We start from the raw sequence: 22,965 nt of genomic DNA, 5'->3' as shown, positions 1-22,965 counted from the left end.
AGCTCTATCTTAGCTAGAAAACACAGCGCTTGGTTATTTTAATTAGAGTAGTTTCTTCAAGCGGTAGAGCTCTTCTAATGCTTGGCGAGGGGTTAGATCATCAGGATCAACATTCGCCAGTGCTTGTTCTACTTCACTTGGTTCAGGTATCAGGCTCAGTTGGTTCGCTATATCGACGCCGCTTGGCTTTGAGGTTGGAGAGTCGATACTCAATGACTCTAACTGAGTCAGCTTCGTGCGTGCATTCTTGATGACCGCTTTAGGTACACCAGCCAATCCAGCTACAGCGAGGCCGTAAGATTTACTTGCAGCACCTTCTTGCACTGCGTGCATAAAGGCAATGCTGTCACCGTGTTCAACTGCGTCTAAGTGTACGTTCGCTAAGGTTGGAAGTTGGTTAGGCAGTTCAGTTAGTTCAAAGTAGTGCGTTGCAAATAGTGTCATCGCATTGATTTGATTAGCTAGCCATTCAGCACTTGCCCAAGCCAGTGATAGGCCATCATAAGTGCTGGTGCCGCGGCCGATCTCATCCATTAGCACAAGGCTATTTGGTGTAGCGTTATGCAGAATATTCGCGGTCTCTGTCATCTCAACCATGAAAGTTGAACGACCCGAAGCTAAATCATCCGATGCGCCAATACGCGTAAAGATACGGTCGATAGAGCCAATCGTCGCGCTTTCTGCTGGTACATAACAACCGATATGAGCCATCAGCGCAATGAGTGCGGTCTGACGCATGTAGGTCGACTTACCACCCATGTTTGGACCTGTGATGATCAGCATTTTACGTTGATCATTGAGGTCGATAGGGTTCGCAATGAAAGGTTCGTCCATCACTTGTTCCACTACAGGATGACGACCTGCTTGAATTTGCACACCAGCTGACTCTGTCATCGTTGGACGGCAGTAATCAAGAGTGTCTGCACGTTCCGCTAAGTTTTGCAGAACATCAAGCTGAGATACAGAAGAAGCGATATTTTGCAGTTGCTCTAGATAAGGCAGTAACAAATCAAATAACTCTTCCCACAACTGCTTCTCGATAGCCAGGGCTTTCGATTTTGAGTTGAGGACTTTATCTTCATGCTCTTTTAGCTCGGGAATAATGTAGCGTTCTGCATTTTTAAGCGTTTGACGGCGAACATAGTGTGGTGGCACAAGGTGGCTCTGCCCGCGGCTTACTTGAATGAAGAATCCGTGTACGTTGTTGTAGCCAACTTTAAGCGTGTCGATGCCATGGCGTTCACGCTCTTCTTGCTCAAGCTTGTCAAGAAACTCTGTTGCGCCCGCTGCAAGGTCACGCCATTCGTCTAACTCGGTATTATAGCCTTCTGCAATCACACCACCATCTCGGATAACCACCGGTGGGTTTTCTTTGATCGCACGCTCAAGTAGTTCAGAAACTTCACCCAAAGGAGAAGCATATTGAGCAAGTTGAGTAAGATATGGGTGTTTAAGTTGCGTCAGTGTTTCAGCAAGCTCTGGTAAGTATTCCATTGCTTGGCGAAGACGAGCCATATCGCGAGGACGCGCTGAACGAAGTGCTAATCGAGCAAGAATGCGTTCGATATCACCGATCTGTTTTAAGGTTGGTTGTAGCTCTGTGAATAGAGCCAAATCTTTCATTTCACCTATCGCGTCTAGGCGCTGATCGAGTGCTGAGATATTGCGCATTGGTTGATGTAACCAACGCTTAAGCATACGACTGCCCATAGCGGTTGCGGTGTGATCAAGCACTTCGGCAAGGGTATTATCAGTGCCGCCCGATAAGTTTTGAGTGATCTCTAGGTTACGGCGAGTTGCCGCATCAAGGATCACTGAGTGATCTTGCTTATCCATTGTGAGTGAACGGATATGCGGAAGGGCTGTTCGTTGGGTATCTTTAACGTATTGGATCAGACAACCCGCAGCACACAAACCGAGCTTCGCATTTTCTACGCCAAAGCCAACAAGATCGCGAGTACCAAATTGTTGATTGAGTTGTTGCTTAGCTGTATCTAATTCAAATTCCCATACTGGACGACGGCGATTGCCATTACGACTTGCCATCAAATTTACAGGTTCGAAATCTTCAGGGAATAGCAGTTCACGTGGTGACGTTCTCTGCAATTCTGCCGCCATTGCTTCTTCGGTTTCCGGCTCACATAGCTGGAATCGACCAGAAGTAATATCAAGCGTCGCGTAGCCAAATTTACCATTGTGGTGGTAAATAGCGGCGATTAAGTTGTCGACTCGCTCAGAAAGCAGGGCTTCGTCGGTTACGGTACCCGGTGTCACGATACGCACAACCGCGCGCTCAACAGGGCCCTTTGAAGTTGCTGGATTACCAATCTGCTCACAAATTGCTACGGACACGCCCAACTGCACTAACTTCGCAAGATACCCTTCAACAGCATGGTATGGAACACCCGCCATAGGAATTGGCTCACCATTTGAAGAGCCACGCTTAGTCAGTGAAATATCGAGTAGTTGAGAGGCTTTTTTAGCGTCATCGTAGAAAAGCTCGTAGAAATCGCCCATGCGATAGAACAGCAGAATTTCTGGGTTTTCTGCTTTGAGTTTCAGATACTGCTGCATCATGGGAGTATGTTTTTGATCGGCTTTCACAGTTAACTTCTTTCGTTTATTTCTATTGCGGCTTAGGATACGTGAAAGCGTTTCGTGCGAAAAGCGACACATGCGAAAAGATGCAAATCCAAATGATATGACCGTAGATAAAGGGAGCCGATGATGTATACGATTCAAGTTCTTAGTGAACAGCTTGGACATTTACTCGCTAAACACCAACATATCTTAGTGACGGCTGAATCTTGCACTGGTGGAGGTGTAGCGACCGCTATTACAGATATTGCTGGAAGTTCAGCATGGTTTGATCGCGCCTTTGTGACCTACAGTAATGAAGCAAAGCAAGAGATGATCGGTGTTCAGTCTGAAACCTTAGTTAAGTTTGGTGCTGTCAGTGAGCCTGTAGTAATAGAAATGGCTGATGGTGCGTTGCAAAATTCAAATGGCACAATTTCGGTATCGATAAGTGGTATTGCCGGTCCTGGTGGTGGCTCGGAAGATAAACCTGTAGGGACGGTGTGTTTTGCTTGGAAGGCCTGTGATGGGTGGAATAAAGTAGAAACGAATGTATTTACAGGTGATAGATCACAAGTACGCCAACAAGCGACGCACCATGCCCTGCAAGTTATTTATGATTACCTCTCAATGGAAGACAGATAACATTTGTACAAATTATTTTCACACAGGTATAGACACTGTATGAATCAACAGTATAATGAAAGCCAATTAGTCACCCCTATGTGGGTTAGAAATAGATTCTAAATCGCTTGTTGAGACAACCGATTATGTGGAGATAGAAATGGACGAGAATAAACAAAAAGCGTTAGCCGCAGCCCTTGGTCAGATTGAAAAACAATTTGGTAAAGGTTCGATCATGCGTCTTGGTGACAACCGCACAATGGACGTAGAAACTATTTCTACAGGTTCTCTATCTCTAGATATCGCACTAGGTGCTGGTGGCCTTCCAATGGGTCGTATCGTTGAAGTTTACGGCCCAGAATCATCAGGTAAAACAACGTTAACGCTTGAGCTTATTGCTGCAGCACAGAAAGTAGGTAAAACGTGTGCATTCGTTGATGCGGAGCACGCACTTGACCCTATTTACGCTCAGAAGCTTGGTGTTGATATCGACGCGCTTCTTGTTTCTCAACCTGATACGGGTGAGCAAGCATTAGAAATCTGTGACGCTCTAGCTCGTTCAGGTGCTATCGACGTTCTTGTTATTGACTCAGTAGCTGCACTGACACCTAAAGCGGAAATTGAAGGCGAAATGGGCGATAGCCACATGGGTCTTCAAGCTCGTATGCTTTCTCAAGCAATGCGCAAGCTAACAGGTAACCTTAAGCAGTCTAATTGTATGGCTATCTTCATTAACCAAATTCGTATGAAGATTGGTGTGATGTTCGGTAATCCAGAAACAACAACTGGTGGTAATGCGCTTAAGTTCTACGCATCTGTTCGTCTTGATATTCGCCGTACAGGTGCGATTAAGGATGGTGATGAAGTTGTTGGTAATGAAACGCGTATCAAGGTTGTTAAGAACAAGATTGCTGCACCATTCAAACAAGCTGAAACTCAAATTCTTTATGGCAAAGGCTTCAACCGTGAAGGCGAGCTTATCGACCTAGGTGTTAAGAATAAGCTAGTAGAAAAAGCAGGCGCTTGGTACAGCTACAAGGGCGACAAGATCGGTCAAGGTAAAGCTAACGCTGGTAAATACCTACGTGAAAACCCAGAGGTTGCTCTTGAGATCGATACTAAACTTCGTGAGTTGTTATTAACTCCTGCTGTTCTTGAAGAGAAGGGCGCAGAGAAAGAAGAAGAAAGCGAAGAGCTATAAGCTAACGTTTTATAAAGTGAATGCTTGAAATAAGCATTCACTTGGAAAGAATTTAAAGCCTCGCATATTTTGCGGGGCTTTTTTATTGGAATAGCCTATCGGATATCTCTTTAATCAACTCTCTCTCGTTACCTGAGTTTTTAGTGATTATGTCGCCAATTTAGTTCTGCTTTTCTACGGCTAGGTATAGTGGAATATTCTACGTTTTATCGAATTTCAACTAAAATCCTGCCCAAGGGTGTCTTTTCTACAAGAAAACTAGTCGAAGCCTTAACCATGATCTACAATACGGCAAAATTCTAACTCGACTATTTTCAGGAAGAGCTGCATGTACATGAGCACTGATGAGGTTCGCAACGCGTTCCTTAAGTTCTTTGAGAGCAAAGAACACCAAATCGTAGACAGTTCATCGTTAGTTCCACATAACGATCCAACCCTGCTATTCACTAACGCAGGTATGAACCAATTCAAAGATTGCTTCTTAGGCGCCGAAAAACGTGCCTACACTCGAGCAACTACGGCTCAGCGTTGTGTACGTGCGGGTGGTAAACACAATGACCTTGAAAACGTAGGTTTTACGGCTCGTCACCACACGTTCTTCGAAATGCTAGGCAACTTCAGCTTTGGTGACTACTTCAAAGAAGAAGCGATTGGGTTTGCTTGGGAATTCCTGACGGAAACTCTTCAACTGCCAAAAGATCGTCTACTAGTAACGGTATACGAGACAGATGATGAAGCATTCGATATCTGGAACAAGAAAGTAGGTGTACCTGCTGACCGTATCGTTCGAATCGGCGACAAAGAAGGCGGTAAACAGTTCGAGTCTGATAACTTCTGGACGATGGGTGACACAGGTCCTTGTGGTCCATGTACTGAAATCTTCTACGATCACGGTGAGCACATCTGGGGCGGCCGTCCTGGTACACCTGAAGAAGATGGTGACCGTTTCATCGAGATCTGGAACAACGTATTCATGCAGTTCAACCGTCACGCTGACGGCACAATGGAACCGCTACCTAAGCCTGCTGTAGATACAGGTATGGGTATTGAGCGTATTTCTGCAATCATGCAGGGCGTTCACTCTAACTACGAAATTGATGTATTCCAAAAGCTAATCAAAGCGACAGCGGAAGTTGTGGGTCATGACGATCTATCTAACCAATCGCTACGCGTTATTGCTGACCACATCCGTTCTTGTTCATTTTTAATCGCTGACGGCGTTATGCCTTCAAACGAAGGTCGTGGCTACGTTCTACGTCGTATTATTCGTCGTGCAGTTCGTCACGGTAACAAGCTTGGCGCACAAGGCGTGTTCTTCCACAAACTTGTGGGTGTACTGGCTGAAGTGATGGGCTCTGCGGCAGATGAACTTAAGAAACAGCAAGAGCTTGTTGAAAAAGTACTTCGCATTGAAGAAGAGAACTTTGGTCGCACGCTCGAGCGCGGCATGGTTATCCTTAACGACGCACTAGACGCACTTGAAGGCAAAGAGCTTGACGGTGAAACAGTATTCAAACTTTACGATACATACGGCTTCCCTGCTGACCTTACGAACGATGTAGCTCGTGAACGCGACTTTACCATCGATGAAGAAGGCTTTGAGAAGGCGATGGAAGCACAGCGTAAGCGTGCACGTGAAGCCGGTCAGTTCGGTACTGATTACAACGCGACGATCAAAGTAGACACGAACACTGAGTTCTGTGGTTACACAAGTACTGAAGGTGCTGGTGAAATTTCTGCGCTATTCGTTGACGGTGAAGAAGTATCTTCACTATCGGCTGGCGACAAAGCAATCATCATCCTTGAAGAGACACCATTCTATGCAGAGTCAGGCGGTCAATGTGGTGACGCTGGTACGCTAAGCACTGCGTCGGGTCTCTTCAAAGTACAAGATACTCAGAAGCTAGGTAACGCATTTGCACACCACGGCGAGCTAATTGAAGGCGTATTTGCTCAAGGCGATAAAGTCGAAGCGCGCGTTGATGCTGAGCGTCGTGCTGCTATTTCACTGAATCACTCTGCAACTCACTTACTTCACTCTGCACTGCGCGAAGTGCTAGGTGAGCACGTTGCTCAGAAAGGTTCTTTAGTTAAGCCAGACAATCTACGTTTTGACTTCTCCAACCTTGAAGCGGTAACACCGGCACAGATTAAAGAAGTAGAACGCTTGGTTAACGCACAAGTTCGTAAGAACCACGTGATTGAAACCAACATCATGGATATCGAGTCAGCGAAACAAAAAGGTGCAATGGCACTGTTTGGCGAGAAGTACGATGATGAAGTTCGCGTTCTATCTATGGGCGATTTCTCTACTGAACTTTGTGGTGGTATCCACGCAAGCAATACGGGTGATATCGGCCTATTCAAGATCACTTCTGAAGGTGGTATTGCTGCGGGTATTCGTCGTATTGAAGCGGTAACGGGTGAAACAGCTCTAGATGCAGTAGAAGCTCAGGCTAACGCTTACGAAGAGAAGCTTGCTGAATCAGCTAAGAAAGCAAAATCGCTAGAGAAAGAAATCCAACTGCTTAAAGAAAAGATGGCTGCGGCAGAAAGCGCAAACATCATGGGCAAAGTAGAAGATATCTCTGGTACTAAAGTTTTGGTTGCTGCAATTGAAGGCGCAGACAACAAGAACCTACGTACTATGGTTGATAACGCTAAAAACCAAGTAGGTAGCGGCATCATCCTTATCGCGAATATCGCTGACGGCAAAGTTGGCTTGATTGCTGGCGTAACCAAAGACCTTGTTGGCAAAGTAAAAGCGGGTGACCTCGTTAAGATGGTTGCTGAGCAAGTTGGCGGTAAAGGCGGTGGTCGTCCTGATATGGCTCAAGCGGGTGGTACAGACGTTGAAGCACTACCAGAAGCGCTTAAATCGGTACGTACTTGGCTTGAAGAGCGCCTTTAAGCTTAAGTAATTGATATAAAGATGCCCAATCAATTGATTGGGCATCTTTTATTTTGCCTATAGCAAGAGCTTTTAAACAAGGTTTGATTGAGATTAACCAAGAAGTCTAATGGTAACGTTAGACTCCTTGGTTAATTTTTATTGCTTCGCTATGACGCGGAGCGAGTGTTTTTTTGTCATATATAGACATTGGTCTTGGGAAGGTGAGGAAGGGTGAAAATGCCTCTTATCGTGCAGAAATTTGGTGGAACGTCGGTGGGTTCAATAGAGCGAATCCATCATGTAGCAGATAAAATCATTGAAGCGAAAAATGAAGGTAACCAGGTAGTGGTTGTCGTTTCTGCTATGTCAGGTGAAACAAATCGGTTAGTTAACTTAGCCTCGCAAATTGATAGCGTACCAAACGCTAGAGAACTGGATGTGCTGTTAACGGCTGGAGAGCAAGTTTCCATGGCTTTGTTGGCGATGACGTTGCACAAGTTAGGTTATGAAGCGACATCGATGACGGGTTATCAAGCTAAGATACACACCGATTCAAATCATAATAATGCGACGATTGAGCGTATTGATACCGCTCCAATTCAAGCCCTGTTAGATGATGGTCAAATTGTCGTAGTGGCTGGCTTTCAAGGTTTCAGTGCCAAAGGCGATATAACGACATTAGGCCGTGGCGGTTCAGATACCACGGCGGTTGCACTAGCGGGCGCACTGCAGGCTAAAGAGTGCCAAATCTATACTGATGTTGATGGTGTTTATTCTTGTGACCCTAGAGTCGTTAAGCATTCTAAAAAACTGGATACGCTAGATTTTCCCTCGATGGAAGAGATGGCCCGTAGAGGCGCTAAAGTGCTGCATCTACCGTGTGTCCAGTATGCGTGGCAACATAATCTGCCATTGAGAGTGCTATCAAGTTTTGAATCAGGCGAGGGCACGTTAATTGCGGGCAATCAGTGTTTGAATGAGATCGCTGGCATCGCCATTCAAAGAGATATGGTGCGTATTGAGTGTTTGAATGATGATTTACCGTCTTTTATATCGCAATGCCATTTGTTAGGGATCGAAGTCTGTAGTGTGATCGAGGAAACAGAACGGGCAGCGCTCATTATTAAACAAGACATAAGTGCTAAATTAAAACTAGTTTTTGCCGAAAAAATCCGTAATAGTGAACAGGTTAGTTTGTTAACTGTGGTAGGAAGCCGAACACAAGATATTGTGGTCAGTTCACATGGATTGTTGTCTGAAGGCGAAATTGATGTACAACATCACTTATTGCAGCAGCAGTCTTTAACTTTGGTGATATCACCAACGCAAGTCGATATGGCTGCTAACATATTACACAATGCATACATCGTAGCGCGTGAAACACAGGATTATCCTAAAAAAGAAGTGCATTTTGGTTAAATAAACTCAATCGATAGTTTACGAAAATATAACTTTTGTTGGATAATGCTCTCGTAGCTAGATAAATTTAGAGATTACTCAAGGAGCAAAGAATGCTAATTTTGACTCGCCGCGTTGGCGAAACACTGATGATTGGTGATGAAGTAACAGTTACTGTACTGGGCGTTAAAGGTAATCAAGTACGTATCGGTGTTAACGCACCTAAAGAAGTATCTGTTCACCGTGAAGAGATTTACATGCGCATTCAAGCTGAAAAAGGTAATGGTAACGTTGCACCTGGCAACTACTAATACTTTTGCGTAGAGAAGAGGCTAGCATTATTGCTAGCCTTTTTTGATCTTGCAGAATAGAAAAGAGTATTTCTATATAAATTGACGACCAGCTAGATGATCACTGCGGCAGTGAAACGAATACTTCATAAAGTGGTGAGACACAGATGTGATTGAAGTCGTTCGTTTGACGGTTTATTTGTTGGCTAAAACTCAAGTTTTGTTAGCTTGCCCTATGGCGCAATAATGCATCCCGTAGTATGGTGCAAACAGCGGTAACACTTGTTACTGGATAAAATAGATAATTGTTTTCGACTGTTTATTATCGTCAATCTTTCGCCTTAATTTTTAAGGGAAAATGCGTTAAATTGATCTTGGAAGTTCAATTTGCAAGCGCTTTGATTAAATAGCAAACGGTTGAGTGTTTTTGTCCAATTTTTTTCAATAAAGTGTTTGACATATTTTCGGTAAAACGTAATATGTGCCTCCGCAAGACGGTGAGGTGGCCGAGAGGCCGAAGGCGCTCCCCTGCTAAGGGAGTATGTGGTTTGTAGCTGCATCGAGGGTTCGAATCCCTCCCTCACCGCCATTTCTTGCGAGTCTAAAATTAGCAACTTAGACAAATGTAAATGTGCGTCCTTAGCTCAGCTGGATAGAGTACCTGGCTACGAACCAGGCGGTCGGAGGTTCGAATCCTCCAGGACGCGCCATTCTCTTTTCTCTTACTTGTAAGTGATTTGGGAATAATGAATTAGGTGAGGTGGCCGAGTGGCCGAAGGCGCTCCCCTGCTAAGGGAGTATGTGGTTTGTAGCCGCATCGAGGGTTCGAATCCCTCCCTCACCGCCATTCATTACAGGCCGATGGCCTTTTTTTTTCTTCGTAGCAAGAAGAATGTGATATATTTCACAACTTCATTCTAAGTGAATGAACACCGTGCGTCCTTAGCTCAGCTGGATAGAGTACCTGGCTACGAACCAGGCGGTCGGAGGTTCGAATCCTCCAGGACGCGCCACTATTTAAGGGCTTCTTTCTTACGAGAATGAAAATCCTTGTATTGAATTGTTGATTACAACAAGTTGATACTAAAACCGTGCGCTCTTAGCTCAGCTGGATAGAGTACCTGGCTACGAACCAGGCGGTCGGAGGTTCGAATCCTCCAGAGCGCGCCACTATTTAGGGTTTCTTTTATGAACCCCTGATATTGGGAATACCGATATCGAAAACTGCGCGTCCTTAGCTCAGCTGGATAGAGTACCTGGCTACGAACCAGGCGGTCGGAGGTTCGAATCCTCCAGGACGCGCCACTCTTTAGGGTTTCCTTGTGAACTCCTGATATTGGAAATACCGATATCGAAAACTGCGCGTCCTTAGCTCAGCTGGATAGAGTACCTGGCTACGAACCAGGCGGTCGGAGGTTCGAATCCTCCAGGACGCGCCACTCTTTAGGGCTTCTTTCTTATGAGAATGAAATCCTTATATTGATATGTTGTTACTAACAATAAATTGATATTAAAACCGTGCGCTCTTAGCTCAGCTGGATAGAGTACCTGGCTACGAACCAGGCGGTCGGAGGTTCGAATCCTCCAGAGCGCGCCACATTATTAAAAAAAGCCTCGTTTATGCGAGGCTTTTTTTATACTTGCTATAAAATTGTTACTGTAATGTTAAATTTAATGATTATTTAACTTATTGTATTTTAAGTAGTTCTTGAGTACTTCCTTCTTATTCTACCTTTCTCATATTATTTCCCAGAAGAGCCCCGTTTAAGTCACAGTTTAAATATCTAAAAATGACGTATTTAACAGATTTATGTGATCTGATAGGCGAATAATTAACCTGATGTGTGCGTTATCCGTAACAGAACCTTAAACAAAATTGACAAACTTTTAGCAATCGAGATAATCCATGGGTCGGGATAACTATTCGCTGAAATCCTGTGCACATGTCAGGATGACGAAGAAAGGAAGCAACATGACTAATATTGGAAGCCTGCTAGGAGATGCGGCAACTCTAATGATAACGGGTATGTCCGTTGTCTTTATTTTCCTAACTATTCTAGTTTACCTCGTTCGGTTGATGTCAAAACTGGTACCAGAAGAAGTACCTGAACCGATCGCAGCACCTAAAAAAATTAAAAAATCACAATCAAACCCTTCAGCTGTTAGTCCACAAGTTGTGGCAGCAATTTCGGCCGCGGTTCATCAATACCGTGCGTCTACTGCTAAGTAGCATTTAAAGGATTAAAAAGGAGTTTATGAGCATGTCTAAACCACTAGCTATCACAGATGTGGTACTTCGTGATGCGCACCAGTCACTATTTGCTACTCGTATGCGTATCGAAGATATGCTGCCAATTGCGGCAGAACTGGATAAAGTCGGTTACTGGTCATTAGAGACTTGGGGCGGAGCGACGTTTGATTCGTGTATCCGTTTTCTTGGAGAGGATCCATGGGAGCGCTTGCGTGAACTGAAAAAAGCGATGCCAAACACACCAATGCAGATGCTACTGCGTGGTCAAAACCTGCTGGGTTACCGTCACTACGCGGATGATGTAGTCGAAAAATTTGTTGAACGTGCACACCAGAATGGTATGGATGTTTTCCGTATCTTTGATGCGATGAATGATGTACGTAACTTTGAAACAGCAGTGAAAGCAACGATCGACGTTGGTGGTCACGCTCAAGGTACTTTGTCTTATACAACCAGTCCGGTTCACAACTCAGATACTTGGGTTGATTTGGCTAAACGCTTAGAGGATTTAGGGTGTCACTCTCTATGTATTAAAGATATGTCCGGCTTATTGAAGCCGTATGAAGCTGAAGAGCTGATTACTCGTATCAAAGCGTCGTGTGACGTGCCTCTAGCGCTACATAGCCACGCAACAACAGGTCTATCGACAGCAACCGCGGTTAAAGCCGTTGAAGCGGGAATCGATATTCTAGACACCGCTATTTCTTCAATGAGCTGTACCTACGGTCACACGCCAACTGAAACTGTTGTGGCGATGTTAGAGGGTACTGAGCGCGATACTAACCTTAAACTTGATCAGATTGAGCCTATTGCATCTTATTTCCGTGATGTACGTAAAAAGTACGCAAAATGGGAAGGTCAGTTAAAAGGTGTGGATTCTCGTATTTTAATTGCTCAAGTTCCTGGTGGCATGCTAACGAATATGGAAGGCCAGCTGAAAGAGCAAGGTGCGGCCGATCGTATGGATGAGGTACTGGAAGAGATACCACGCGTACGCAAAGAGCTTGGGTACATTCCTTTGGTAACTCCAACTTCTCAGATTGTCGGTACTCAAGCGGTTATCAATGTGCTAACGGGTGAACGCTATAAGAGCATCACTAAAGAGACGGCTGGTCTACTGAAAGGTGAATACGGTCAAGCTCCTGCTGAAGTTGATACTGAACTGCAAGCTAAAGTTCTCGATGGTGCTGAGCCAATCACTTGTCGCCCTGCTGATTTACTTAAATCAGAGATGGATACGCTAACGACAGAGCTTTTAGAAAAAGCAAAATCAGACGGTATTTCATTAGCTGAAGACACGGTTGATGATGTTCTTACTTACGCATTGTTCCCACAAGTAGGTCTTAAGTTCCTTAAAAATCGTCATAACCCTGAAGCATTTGAGCCTGCGCCAACACTAGAAACAGCGTCTCCAGTTGCAGCAGCTCCTGTACAAGCTTCTGGTGGTATTGAAAGCTATAGCGTGAAGGTTGATGGTCAAGTTTATGATGTTGAAGTTGGCCCACAAGGTGAACTTACATCAGTAACACCATCGGCAAAACCGGCTCAAGCGACTCAAACGGCACCAGTGGCAGCGTCTGATGCGGAATCCGTACCTGCGCCATTGGCGGGCAACATCTTTAAAGTTATCGTTCAACCGGGTGCGGAGGTTGCTGAAGGCGATGTTCTGCTTATCTTGGAAGCGATGAAGATGGAAACGGAAGTTCGTGCTGCTCGTGGTGGTATCGTTCAAGAATTGAATGTTAAGGAAGGCGATGCAGTTACTGTAGGCGCTCCACTACTAAGCTTGGCGTAAGGGAGTACCATGGAAGGATTGATGACCTTATGGTCTGAAACAGGAATTGCTAACTTTGAGTTCGGCCAAATCTGTATGATGCTGGTTGGTTGCTTATTGTTGTTTTTGGCTATTCGAAAAGGGTTTGAACCTTTATTGTTGTTACCGATTGGTTTTGGTGCAGTATTAGCAAACATTCCAAATGCTGGATTTACTGAGCCTGGTGGTTTGCTTTACTACGTCTACTACGTCGGTATTGAGACGGGTATTTTTCCACTACTAATCTTTATGGGTGTTGGTGCTATGACGGACTTCGGTGCGTTAATTGCGAACCCTAAAACATTGTGGCTAGGCGCTGCTGCTCAGTTTGGTATCTTTGCAACATTATTTGGTGCAATCTTGCTGAATTATGTTCCTGGAATGGAGTTCTCGATGGCAGATGCTTCGTCAATTGCGATCATTGGTGGTGCCGACGGCCCAACTGCGATCTTCTTGGCGAGTAAGTTATCTCCTGATCTATTAGGCGCAATCGCCGTAGCGGCATATAGCTACATGGCTTTGGTTCCTATTATTCAGCCTCCAATTATGAAAGCGTTAACGTCACCGGAAGAACGTAAGATTAAGATGGCTCAACTTCGTCATGTTAGCAAAGCAGAGAAAATTCTTTTCCCGCTGGCTGTACTATTGATGACGATTTTGTTCCTACCTTCAGCAACACCTCTCGTAGGTATGTTCTGTTTGGGTAACTTAATGCGTGAAGCTGGTGTAGTGGATCGTCTTTCAAAAACAGCCCAAAATGAACTGATTAACATCGTGACTATTTTCCTAGGTCTAGGCGTTGGTTCTAAGCTTCAAGCAGATACGTTCTTGAACTTAGAGACGCTTGGTATTCTCGGTTTAGGTGCCGTGGCGTTCAGTATTGGTACGGCCGGTGGTGTCTTGATGGCGAAGGTGCTTAACCGCTTCTCGAAAGAAGACATTAACCCACTTATTGGTGCAGCTGGTGTATCAGCCGTTCCGATGGCGGCTCGTGTTGTGAACAAGGTTGGACTTGAGGCAAACCCTCAGAACTTCTTGTTAATGCATGCAATGGGACCTAACGTGGCTGGTGTACTTGGTAGTGCGGTTGCTGCGGGTATTTTATTAGCGCTAGTAGGCTAATAAAATACTAGGTCATGTATCGTTACGTTAATTGGTCGTCAATTTACGAATGAGCGGTTAACTTAGCCTTATTAAATGGTTTATAGTCAAAGGGATGCTTTCGCATCCCTTTCTTTTTATCAATTAGGGTGTTTGCTCACTAGGGCTTTATCAATCAAGGAAATGTGGAAATGGAAAATAAACAGATAGCGATTACTCAATTCGGCGGCGTCGAAAACCTTAGTATTCAAACCCGTGCTATTCCTGAGCCTAAAGCTGGAGAAGTGGTGGTTAAAGTTTCTTTTTCGGGCATTAATCCGATTGATGTTAAAACTCGTGCAGGCCTCGGTTGGGCCGCGGCGCAGAACAAAGAGAACCTTCCTTGGGTTCCTGGTTACGACATTTCAGGGCAAATCGTCACGGTAGGCGATCAGACTGAGCGCTTTGCTATTGGCGATAATGTAGCTGGCTTTATTGGTTTCCCACTGCAAGGTGGCGGCTACAGCCAGTATGTGTGTGTTCCAGAAGCAGCCTTAAGCATGGTACCTGATTCAGTTACGCTAGAAGCGGCAGCTGCACTGCCACTCGCTAGCCAAACAGCAGCACAAGCATTAAACAAAGCTGAAGTGAAAGAGGGCGATCGCGTACTCATTCTGGCGGGGGCAGGCGGCGTTGGTCACCTAGCGGTTCAAATCGCTGTGGCGGCAAAAGCTGAAGTCTACACAACTTGTAGTGAATCCAACCTTGATTACCTAGCGACATTAGGGGCTCATGCGATCAACTATAAATTTGCTCCGGCATCTGAACGAGTCTCTGATGTTGATGTTTTGATCGATCTTGTCGGTGGAGACACCGCTCTTGATGCACTGAAGTGCTTAAAAGATGGTGCAAGAGTTGTGACAGTCCCAACTTTATCTGCTGAATTGATTTGCGAAAAAGCAACATTATTAGGCTTTACTGCATCAGGTATGCTGGTTGAGCCAAACCCAGAGCAAATGGATACCATGCTTTACATGGTTAGCGTTGGATTGCTCAAAACAGAAATTCAAGGTATTTACCCGTTAGACGAAGCGCAGTCGGCTCACCTACAGGTTGAAACCGGACACACCAGAGGCAAGGTACTACTTAAAATGCAAGAAGGTTGATATGCAGTGCTAGAGTTTTTCAATTCTCTTTTTGAAAATATAGCGTTGTGGTTTTCAGATTCAGCGCTATGGGTACTCTTCATCAGTGGCTTTTTGAGTGCCACATTGTTACCCGGCGGTTCAGAAGCAAGCCTTGTGGCTGCCTTGAGCTTAGATCAGTTCTCAACATCATCGATTATCCTTTTGGCGACACTTGGCAATACCTTAGGCGGCTTGACCAATTATTGGATTGGTTTGTGGTTGCCTAACCGAACTGAATCTGAAAAACATGGTCATAAGGCTATGGCTTGGCTGAGCCGCTATGGTTATTGGACTCTGTTGTTTAGTTGGTTACCGATCATTGGTGATCCGTTGTGTCTTGCTGCGGGTTGGCTAAGAATGAAATTCATCCCTAGCGTTATCTTGATAGCAATTGGCAAGGCCGCTCGCTATAGCTTACTAGCTGCTATTTACTTCGGTTTTTTCTAAGGAGAACCTATGAAAAAGGTTTTACTTGGTACATTTTCTCTTATCGCCATCGTAGGCTGTTCTTACAATGTACCTAGCTCAACACCCTTCTTTTCTTCATTACCGGAAGGCGTCACTTTATTAGAAGAAGTTAAACCTTCCAAAGATAAAGTTGTGATCCCTTATACTAAGTATCAACTTGAGAATGGTCTAACTGTTATTCTTTCCCCTGATGATTCTGATCCATTGGTGCATGTCGATGTGACTTATCACGTCGGTTCTGCTCGTGAACAGATTGGGAAGTCGGGCTTTGCACACTTCTTTGAACACATGATGTTCCAAGGCTCTGAGAACGTCGGTGACCAGCAACACTTTAAGATTATTACCGAAGCGGGTGGTTCGCTAAACGGCACTACTAACCGCGATCGTACCAATTACTTTGAAACGGTTCCTTCTAACCAACTTGAGAAAATGTTGTGGTTAGAATCAGACCGAATGGGTTTCCTATTGGACGCGGTTTCTCAAAAGAAATTTGAGGTTCAAAGAGGCACGGTTAAAAACGAACGAGCTCAGAGTTATGAAAACCGCCCTTACGGTTTAATGTGGGAACGAATGGGTGAAGCTCTTTACCCTGAAGGCCACCCATATTCGTGGCAACCAATTGGTTATGTTGAAGATCTAGACCGCGTTGATGTGAATGATCTTAAGGCTTTCTTCTTACGTTGGTATGGTCCAAATAATGCAGTATTGACGATTGGTGGTGATATCGATGTTGATGACACGCTAGAGTGGATTAACAAGTATTTTGGTCCTATCCCTAGAGGCCCGGAAGTTAAGGCTGCAGAGAAGCAACCAGCGATACTAAAAGAAGATAAATACATCACCCTAGAAGATAATATTCGTCAGCCGATGGTGCTTGTCGGCTGGCCGACTACTTATCGCGGTGAAGAAACACAAGCGTCAATAAATGCTTTGTCTAACGTATTGGGTTCTGGTACCAACAGTTACCTGTATCAAAACCTAGTAAAAACACAAAAAGCAGTAAGCGCAGGATCTTTCCATGATTGTGCTGAACTCGCTTGTACTATGTATGTTTATGCGATGGGCAACTCGGGTAAAAAAGGTGATTTGACGGTTCTTAATAAAGAATTGATGGATACCTTAGAACAATTTTCTAAAGAGGGTGTTGAACAAGAGCGTTTAGACCAAATTACTGGTATGGCTGAAGCGGATGCGGTTTTTGCGCTGCAAAGTGTCAAAGGCAAGGTGTCACAACTCGCTTCTAATCAAACTTTCTATGGCCAACCGGATCGTATTGAATCGCAGTTAGATCAAATTCGAGCGGTTACGCCTGAAAGTGTTAGCAAAGCTTATCAAGATTTTATCGAGGGTAAGCATAAGGTGACGTTGAGTGTCGTTCCGAAAAAACAGCTCGATTTAGCGGTTCGTGAAGCCACTTTCACTACCCCCGATCGTACTCTGCCTGAATACAGCAAGGTAACGGAAGATCAGCTTGATATCAGAAAAGCACCGAATACTTTTGATCGCAGTGTGATGCCTGAAGTGAACTTTGGTGTTGAAGCAACTATGCCTGATCTTTATCGCATGCACTTTGCAAACGGTACTGACTTGATTGGTACCGAGACCAATGAAACACCGACAGTACAGCTACAAATTCAGCTTCCTGCTGGTGAGCGTTATGTTCGTCAAGGTCAAGAAGGCCTAGCAAACCTAACCGCAGCGATGATGGAAGAAGGCTCGACTCAACGAACGGTTGAAGAGTTACAAGCAACCTTAGATAAATTGGGCAGTAGCGTTAGCATAAACGCGGGCAGCTACACCACGGATATTTCTATCTCAACGTTAGAGAAAAATTTGCCTCAAACCTTAGCAATAGCAGAAGAGGTTCTATTTAAGCCTAAGTTTGATGAGCAAGATTTCGAACGCGTTAAGAAACAGATGTTAGAAGGGGTGGTTTATCAGCATCAACAACCAAGCTGGATGGCTTCTCAAGCCACACGTGAAGTTTTGTTTGGCAACAGCATCTTTGGTCGAGCTAGTGATGGTACTAAGGCCTCTTTAGAATCGTTAACCTTAGACGATGTAAAACTGTTTTACAGTCAGCACTATACTCCTGAGGGGGCTAATATTGTTATTGTAGGCGACATCTCGAAGAAAGAGGCCAGCAAGCAGCTTCAATTCTTCGAACAATGGCAAGGCGATGCGGCACCACTAACGCGTCCTCAGATCATCAAAGAGCTTTCAGGGCAACGTTTGTACTTAGTGGATAAGCCAGGAGCACCACAGAGCATCGTTCGTTTAGTGCGTAAAGGTTTACCTTTCGACGCGACTGGTGAGTTGTATTTGAGCCAGCTAGCCAACTTTAACTTGGCCGGTAACTTCAATAGCCGCATTAACCAAAACTTACGTGAAGACAAGGCGTACACTTACGGTGCAAGCGGTTACTTCGCGAGTACTCGAGAAACCGGTGCCGTAGTATTTAGTGCTCAAGTGAGAGCCAATGCGACGGTTCCATCGATTCAAGAGTTTATTAATGAACTGAATGAGTTTAGTCAGAGTGGATTAACTGACGAAGAGGTGAAATTTATGCGCCTTGCCGTCGGTCAACAAGATGCGCTTAAATACGAAACACCAAGTCAAAAGGCTGGTTTGTTGAGTAATATTGTCGCATTGAGCCTAGATGAAGATTACCTACAACAACGTAATCAGATAGTTGAAACCGTCTCAAAAGAGACGTTAAACGAGCTATCGAAGAAATGGTTTGACCCGAATGATTATCAAATAATTGTTGTTGGCGATGCGACTTCGCTTCGTCCTCAATTAGAAAAGTTAGATATTCCAATAGAAGAGCTTGAAATCATTCGTTAGAGTACACATTAAAGGGGGAGGGAATAGACTCTACTTTTCTCCTCCAACCTAATTTATGATAGTTCTAATCAGAACGATATAAGATAAGTGAACTGAATTTTGACTGATTTTGCTGCGCGACTAAAGCAAGTTGCAACCAACCCTAAGACCTTCTCTCAATTTGGTCGTGGTGTTGAAAGGGAAACGTTACGCTACACGGAAGATGGGCATCTTGCTACTGGGCCGCACCCAAAGGCTTTGGGATCTGCGTTGATGAACGGATGGGTAACGACCGATTTTTCCGAGTCGCTACTGGAGTTTATTACGCCTGTTTCTAACGACGTTCCGACTCTTTTGAATCAGTTATCTGATATCCATCATTTCACACAAACCAAGTTAGATGGCGAGAAAATGTGGCCGCTTTCAATGCCTTGTTACGTAGGGAGTGAAGATGACATTCAGCTGGCGCAATACGGCACCTCTAACAACGGAAAAATGAAGACGCTATATCGTGAAGGCTTAAAGCGCCGCTACGGTAGTCTGATGCAAATCATTTCAGGTGTTCATTTTAACTTCTCTTTCCCTGAAAGTTTCTGGGATAGCTTGTTTGGTGAGCAAACAGAAGAAGCGCGTTGTGAAGCTAAGTCAGATGCGTACTTTGGTTTGATTCGTAATTACTACCGTTTTGGTTGGTTAATCCCATATTTCTTTGGTGCTTCACCGGCATTGTGCCCTTCTTTCATTAAAGGAAGAGAAACAAACCTACCTTTTGAAAAAATTGGTGAGACACTATACCTGCCAAAAGCAACGGCACTTCGCCTGAGTGATCTTGGCTACACTAACAGCGCTCAAAGTGTATTGAAAATTGGTTTCAACAGCCTAGGTCAGTACCTCGAAGGTTTGAATGAAGCGATTCGTACACCATCAGAAGAGTTTGCTGAGATTGGTACTAAGGTTGATGGTGAATATCGTCAACTTAATACTAACGTTCTTCAAATTGAGAATGAGCTGTATGCGCCAATTCGCCCTAAGCGCGTAGCGAAAAACGGTGAGAAGCCGTCTGAAGCATTGGCTCGCAGTGGTGTTGAGTACATAGAAGTTCGTTCTTTAGATGTAAACCCATTCAGTTCAGTTGGTATCAATGAGCAGCAGGTTCGTTTCCTTGACCTGTTCCTAACGTGGAGCGTGTTAACAGACTCTGCTGAGATGGATAATTGTGAGTTGGAATGCTGGCGAGATAACTGGAACAAGGTAATCTTAGAAGGTCGTCAGGTTGGTTTAGAACTGAAAATTGGTTGTGACGGCGAGAGACTATCATTACAAGACTGGGCTAAGCGTGTATTCAAAGATTTGCGTTCTATTGCTGAAATGATGGATGCAGAGCAAGGTGGCCGCGCTTACCAAGAAACTTGCGATACGCTTGAAACTTGGATTGATAATCCAGAGCTGACTATTTCAGGTCAGTTGCTTGAAGAAACCAAAAAATTAGGTGGTTTGGGTAATGTAGGTTGTGCGTTAGGAAAAACTTACGCTCAGCAACATAAAGCGCACCAGTACAAAGTGTATTCAGCTGAGTTGATGGAAGCGGAAGTTCAACGCTCTATGATTGCTCAGCAACAAAGTGAAGAAGCTAGCACTCAAGACTTTGATAGCTTCTTAGCGGATTATTTTTCGTATTTAAAAGCATAGCGAGACTTTGGTGGAAAGGAAGCAAGCCTTATTAGGTCAGCCTACTCATGCGAGTGGTAAATGGTTACCTGTCATCACTGTTGGTGTTGTCTCTAGCCTGTTGGTTGGCTGTGCAACGCCACCGCCTAAACAGCAAGATAATCTGTGTAGCATCTTCAGAGAACACCCATCGTGGTATGAAGATGCCTTGGATATGCAAGAAAAGTGGGGCACACCAATCAACGTAGCGATGGCTTTTGTGAAACAAGAAAGTAGCTTTCGTCATGATGCGCGCCCACCAAAAGATTATATTCTGGGCTTCATTCCTTGGGGGCGTGTAAGTAGTGCCTACGGTTATGCGCAAGCTCAAGATCCTGCTTGGGAAGATTTCCAAAAAGCGACCAATAACGGTGGCTCAAGAACCAACTTCGATGATGCATTGATGTTCATTGGTTGGTACACCAACGAGACGCGCCGTCAGCTTGGAATTTCTTTGTGGGATCCTTATAACCAATACCTGGCTTATCATGAAGGGCGTGGTGGTTATAAGCGTAAATCATACAACAGCAAACCATCTTTAATTAAGGTGGCTCGCAAAGTAGAACAACAAGCAAAAGATTATGGCTGGCAACTTAAACAGTGCCGCAAAGAACTGGAAGACAATCGAAGTTGGTTTTTCTAAAGCCAACCGTCATGGAGAAGAGCAATGCCTTTATTAGATAGTTTCACTGTTGATCACACACGCATGAACGCACCAGCCGTTCGTGTTGCTAAAACAATGCAAACCCCGAAAGGGGATACCATCACTGTGTTTGACCTGCGTTTTACTGCGCCAAACAAAGATATCCTATCTGAGAAAGGTATCCACACGCTTGAGCACTTATATGCTGGATTCATGCGTAATCAACTGAACGGTTCAGATGTAGAGATTATCGACATTTCACCGATGGGTTGTCGTACTGGTTTCTACATGAGCCTAATTGGTACACCTACAGAGCAACAGGTAGCGGACGGCTGGTTGGCAGCAATGCAAGATGTGCTGAAAGTTGAGAATCAAAATAAAATTCCTGAGTTGAACGAATACCAATGTGGTACTGCGGCAATGCATTCTTTGGATGAAGCGAAAGAGATTGCCAATGCGATCATCTCAGCTGGTATCTCTGTAAACAAAAATGACGAACTGGCGTTGCCAGAGTCTATGCTACAAGAGCTTAAAATCGACTAATCATTTAGATTTATTTTAAATTAGCTAGATATTAAAAGGCCCGGTTCGATGAACCGGGCCTTCTTTTGTTTATCAATCTATTTTTATCTAAGCGTGAGAGTAAGCAATTGCTCTCAACCGATAGTGGTCACTCAATCATTACCCATTCACGACCTGCGGGAACACGCGAACCAGTTTGATACGGTTCTCTTCAAGTTCTACGATTTCCATTGGGTGACTCGCAACTTGAACACTTAAGTGGCTCTCAGGAATATCTTCGAGGTGCTCTAATATCAAACCATTAAGCGTTCTTGGACCGTCGGTAGGCAGAGCCCACTGTAAGCCTTTGTTTATGTCTCTGATGTTAGCGCTACCTTCAATCAAGAAGCTCCCATCACTTTGCGGAGTGATTTCTTCCGACAAGCTAGGTGTAATTGAAGTCGTGAACTCACCAACGATCTCTTCAAGAATATCTTCTAGTGTAACCAATCCATTAATATCGCCATACTCATCAACAATTAAACCGATACGCTGTTTATTGCGTTGGAATTTCAGTAGTTGAATGTTGAGTGGTGTCGCTTCAGGGATAAAATAGATCTCATCTGCAGCACGTAACAGCGTCTCTTTATTGAACTCGTTTTTTTCAAGCATCAAACGATAAGCTTCTCGCAGTCTCAGCATGCCAACCACTTCATCTATTTGATCGCGGTATAACACGATACGGCCATGAGGTGAGTGAGTCAGTTGGCGGACGATTGATTTCCAATCATCATTGATGTCGATGCCGGTGATCTCATTACGTGGCACCATGATGTCATTCACGGTGACGTGCTCTAAATCTAGAATAGAGACCAACATATCTTGGTGACGCTGAGGTATTAAGCTTCCCGCTTCATTTACCACGGTTCTCAGCTCTTCTGAGCTTAAGTGGTCGGTTGCATCGTGACTGGCTTTGACTCCTAAGATACGAATGAACCCGTTAGTAATGAAGTTCACTAAAATCACCAGTGGTGACAGTACCTTCATCAGTATCATCAATAGAATACTGCTGGCGTAAGAGACACGTTCAGGAAACAGAGAGGCGATGGTTTTTGGGGTGACTTCGGCAAACACAAGGATCACGAGAGTCAGGACACCTGTAGCGATAGCCACACCGATATCCCCGTAGATGCGCATACCTAGAATAGTCGCGATCGCTGATGCTAGAATATTGACGAGATTGTTACCGATGAGAATGAGGCCAATCAATCTGTCTGGGCGGTTCAGAAGTTTTTCTACACGCTTCGCACCTTTATGACCCGTATTGGCCAAGTGCTTTAAACGGTAGCGGTTCAAGGACATCATGCCCGTTTCGGAACCAGAAAAATAACCAGAAATTACAATGAGACACGCGAGTAGCGCAAATAAGATACCCGTTGATATGTCGTCCAAAACTATTCTTTTCCTATTTGTGTATCTTGATTAATTTATGACCGAACATGGCCG

The 22,965-nt window shown here is 44.5% G+C and carries 16 protein-coding genes and 8 tRNA genes; 22 read left to right on the top strand and 2 right to left on the bottom strand.

The genetic code is table 11. From position 1 onward, the window contains the following. Positions 1 to 42: 42 nt before the first annotated feature. Positions 43 to 2,604: a DNA mismatch repair protein MutS gene (gene mutS / locus ACFI6G_RS10525; RefSeq protein WP_462710267.1), complete on the bottom strand. Its 2,562-nt coding sequence runs from the start codon at positions 2,602 to 2,604 to the stop codon at positions 43 to 45. A 123-nt stretch (positions 2,605 to 2,727) separates the two neighbouring features. On the opposite strand from mutS, the gene pncC reads away from it, so the two are divergent. From pncC to luxS, 22 genes are all read left to right on the top strand, one after another. Then, positions 2,728 to 3,222 (top strand): nicotinamide-nucleotide amidase, encoded by a 495-nt coding sequence (gene pncC, locus ACFI6G_RS10520; protein ID WP_016768194.1) that lies wholly within the window; start codon positions 2,728 to 2,730, stop codon positions 3,220 to 3,222. Positions 3,223 to 3,361: 139 nt separating this feature from the next. Continuing rightward, positions 3,362 to 4,402 (top strand): recombinase RecA, encoded by a 1,041-nt coding sequence (gene recA / locus ACFI6G_RS10515; RefSeq protein ID WP_010435812.1) that lies wholly within the window; start codon positions 3,362 to 3,364, stop codon positions 4,400 to 4,402. Between the two features lie 328 nt (positions 4,403 to 4,730). After that, positions 4,731 to 7,313 (top strand): alanine--tRNA ligase, encoded by a 2,583-nt coding sequence (gene alaS, locus ACFI6G_RS10510; protein ID WP_462710266.1) that lies wholly within the window; start codon positions 4,731 to 4,733, stop codon positions 7,311 to 7,313. A gap of 219 nt (positions 7,314 to 7,532) precedes the next feature. Beyond that, positions 7,533 to 8,714, top strand: coding sequence for an aspartate kinase (locus tag ACFI6G_RS10505; protein WP_010435816.1), 1,182 nt, complete (start codon positions 7,533 to 7,535; stop codon positions 8,712 to 8,714). A gap of 92 nt (positions 8,715 to 8,806) precedes the next feature. Continuing rightward, on the top strand, positions 8,807 to 9,004 hold the full coding sequence (csrA, locus tag ACFI6G_RS10500; RefSeq protein WP_009847619.1) for a carbon storage regulator CsrA: 198 nt from the start codon (positions 8,807 to 8,809) through the stop codon (positions 9,002 to 9,004). 475 nt (positions 9,005 to 9,479) lie between these two features. Then, a tRNA-Ser gene (locus tag ACFI6G_RS10495) sits at positions 9,480 to 9,572 on the top strand. 44 nt (positions 9,573 to 9,616) lie between these two features. Next, positions 9,617 to 9,693: transfer RNA gene (locus ACFI6G_RS10490), tRNA-Arg, on the top strand. Between the two features lie 44 nt (positions 9,694 to 9,737). Next, positions 9,738 to 9,830 (top strand) — tRNA-Ser (locus ACFI6G_RS10485). Positions 9,831 to 9,919: 89 nt separating this feature from the next. After that, positions 9,920 to 9,996 (top strand) — tRNA-Arg (locus tag ACFI6G_RS10480). An 80-nt stretch (positions 9,997 to 10,076) separates the two neighbouring features. Then, positions 10,077 to 10,153: transfer RNA gene (locus ACFI6G_RS10475), tRNA-Arg, on the top strand. Positions 10,154 to 10,211: 58 nt separating this feature from the next. Continuing rightward, positions 10,212 to 10,288, top strand: a tRNA-Arg gene (locus ACFI6G_RS10470). Positions 10,289 to 10,345: 57 nt separating this feature from the next. After that, a tRNA-Arg gene (locus ACFI6G_RS10465) sits at positions 10,346 to 10,422 on the top strand. Positions 10,423 to 10,503: 81 nt separating this feature from the next. Beyond that, positions 10,504 to 10,580: transfer RNA gene (locus ACFI6G_RS10460), tRNA-Arg, on the top strand. A 375-nt stretch (positions 10,581 to 10,955) separates the two neighbouring features. Then, positions 10,956 to 11,213 carry an oxaloacetate decarboxylase subunit gamma gene (locus ACFI6G_RS10455; RefSeq protein ID WP_010435831.1) on the top strand — a complete coding sequence of 86 codons (258 nt, stop codon included), beginning with the start codon at positions 10,956 to 10,958 and terminating at the stop codon, positions 11,211 to 11,213. Positions 11,214 to 11,244: 31 nt separating this feature from the next. Continuing rightward, a complete protein-coding gene (gene oadA, locus ACFI6G_RS10450) occupies positions 11,245 to 13,029 on the top strand; it encodes a sodium-extruding oxaloacetate decarboxylase subunit alpha (RefSeq protein ID WP_016768196.1) in 1,785 nt (594 codons plus the stop codon). A 9-nt stretch (positions 13,030 to 13,038) separates the two neighbouring features. Further along, on the top strand, positions 13,039 to 14,169 hold the full coding sequence (locus tag ACFI6G_RS10445; RefSeq protein WP_010435846.1) for a sodium ion-translocating decarboxylase subunit beta: 1,131 nt from the start codon (positions 13,039 to 13,041) through the stop codon (positions 14,167 to 14,169). 170 nt (positions 14,170 to 14,339) lie between these two features. Further along, positions 14,340 to 15,293, top strand: coding sequence for an NADP-dependent oxidoreductase (locus ACFI6G_RS10440; RefSeq protein ID WP_016785576.1), 954 nt, complete (start codon positions 14,340 to 14,342; stop codon positions 15,291 to 15,293). A 6-nt stretch (positions 15,294 to 15,299) separates the two neighbouring features. Next, on the top strand, positions 15,300 to 15,761 hold the full coding sequence (locus ACFI6G_RS10435; RefSeq protein WP_010435850.1) for a YqaA family protein: 462 nt from the start codon (positions 15,300 to 15,302) through the stop codon (positions 15,759 to 15,761). A 9-nt stretch (positions 15,762 to 15,770) separates the two neighbouring features. Next, positions 15,771 to 18,629, top strand: a complete 2,859-nt coding sequence (locus ACFI6G_RS10430) for a M16 family metallopeptidase (RefSeq protein WP_016768200.1) — start codon at positions 15,771 to 15,773, stop codon at positions 18,627 to 18,629. Positions 18,630 to 18,728: 99 nt separating this feature from the next. Beyond that, a complete protein-coding gene (gshA, locus tag ACFI6G_RS10425) occupies positions 18,729 to 20,297 on the top strand; it encodes a glutamate--cysteine ligase (protein ID WP_010435871.1) in 1,569 nt (522 codons plus the stop codon). A 10-nt stretch (positions 20,298 to 20,307) separates the two neighbouring features. After that, positions 20,308 to 20,958: a transglycosylase SLT domain-containing protein gene (locus ACFI6G_RS10420; RefSeq protein ID WP_010435873.1), complete on the top strand. Its 651-nt coding sequence runs from the start codon at positions 20,308 to 20,310 to the stop codon at positions 20,956 to 20,958. A gap of 24 nt (positions 20,959 to 20,982) precedes the next feature. Beyond that, positions 20,983 to 21,501 carry an S-ribosylhomocysteine lyase gene (gene luxS / locus ACFI6G_RS10415; protein WP_010435876.1) on the top strand — a complete coding sequence of 173 codons (519 nt, stop codon included), beginning with the start codon at positions 20,983 to 20,985 and terminating at the stop codon, positions 21,499 to 21,501. Between the two features lie 138 nt (positions 21,502 to 21,639). Here the strand turns inward: luxS and ACFI6G_RS10410 are convergent, their stop codons facing one another. Further along, on the bottom strand, positions 21,640 to 22,911 hold the full coding sequence (locus tag ACFI6G_RS10410; protein WP_010435880.1) for an HlyC/CorC family transporter: 1,272 nt from the start codon (positions 22,909 to 22,911) through the stop codon (positions 21,640 to 21,642). Positions 22,912 to 22,965 lie beyond the last annotated feature (54 nt).

This window comes from Vibrio sp. PSi01 (assembly GCF_054960695.1).
This window is presented reverse-complemented; position numbering and strand designations above follow the sequence as displayed.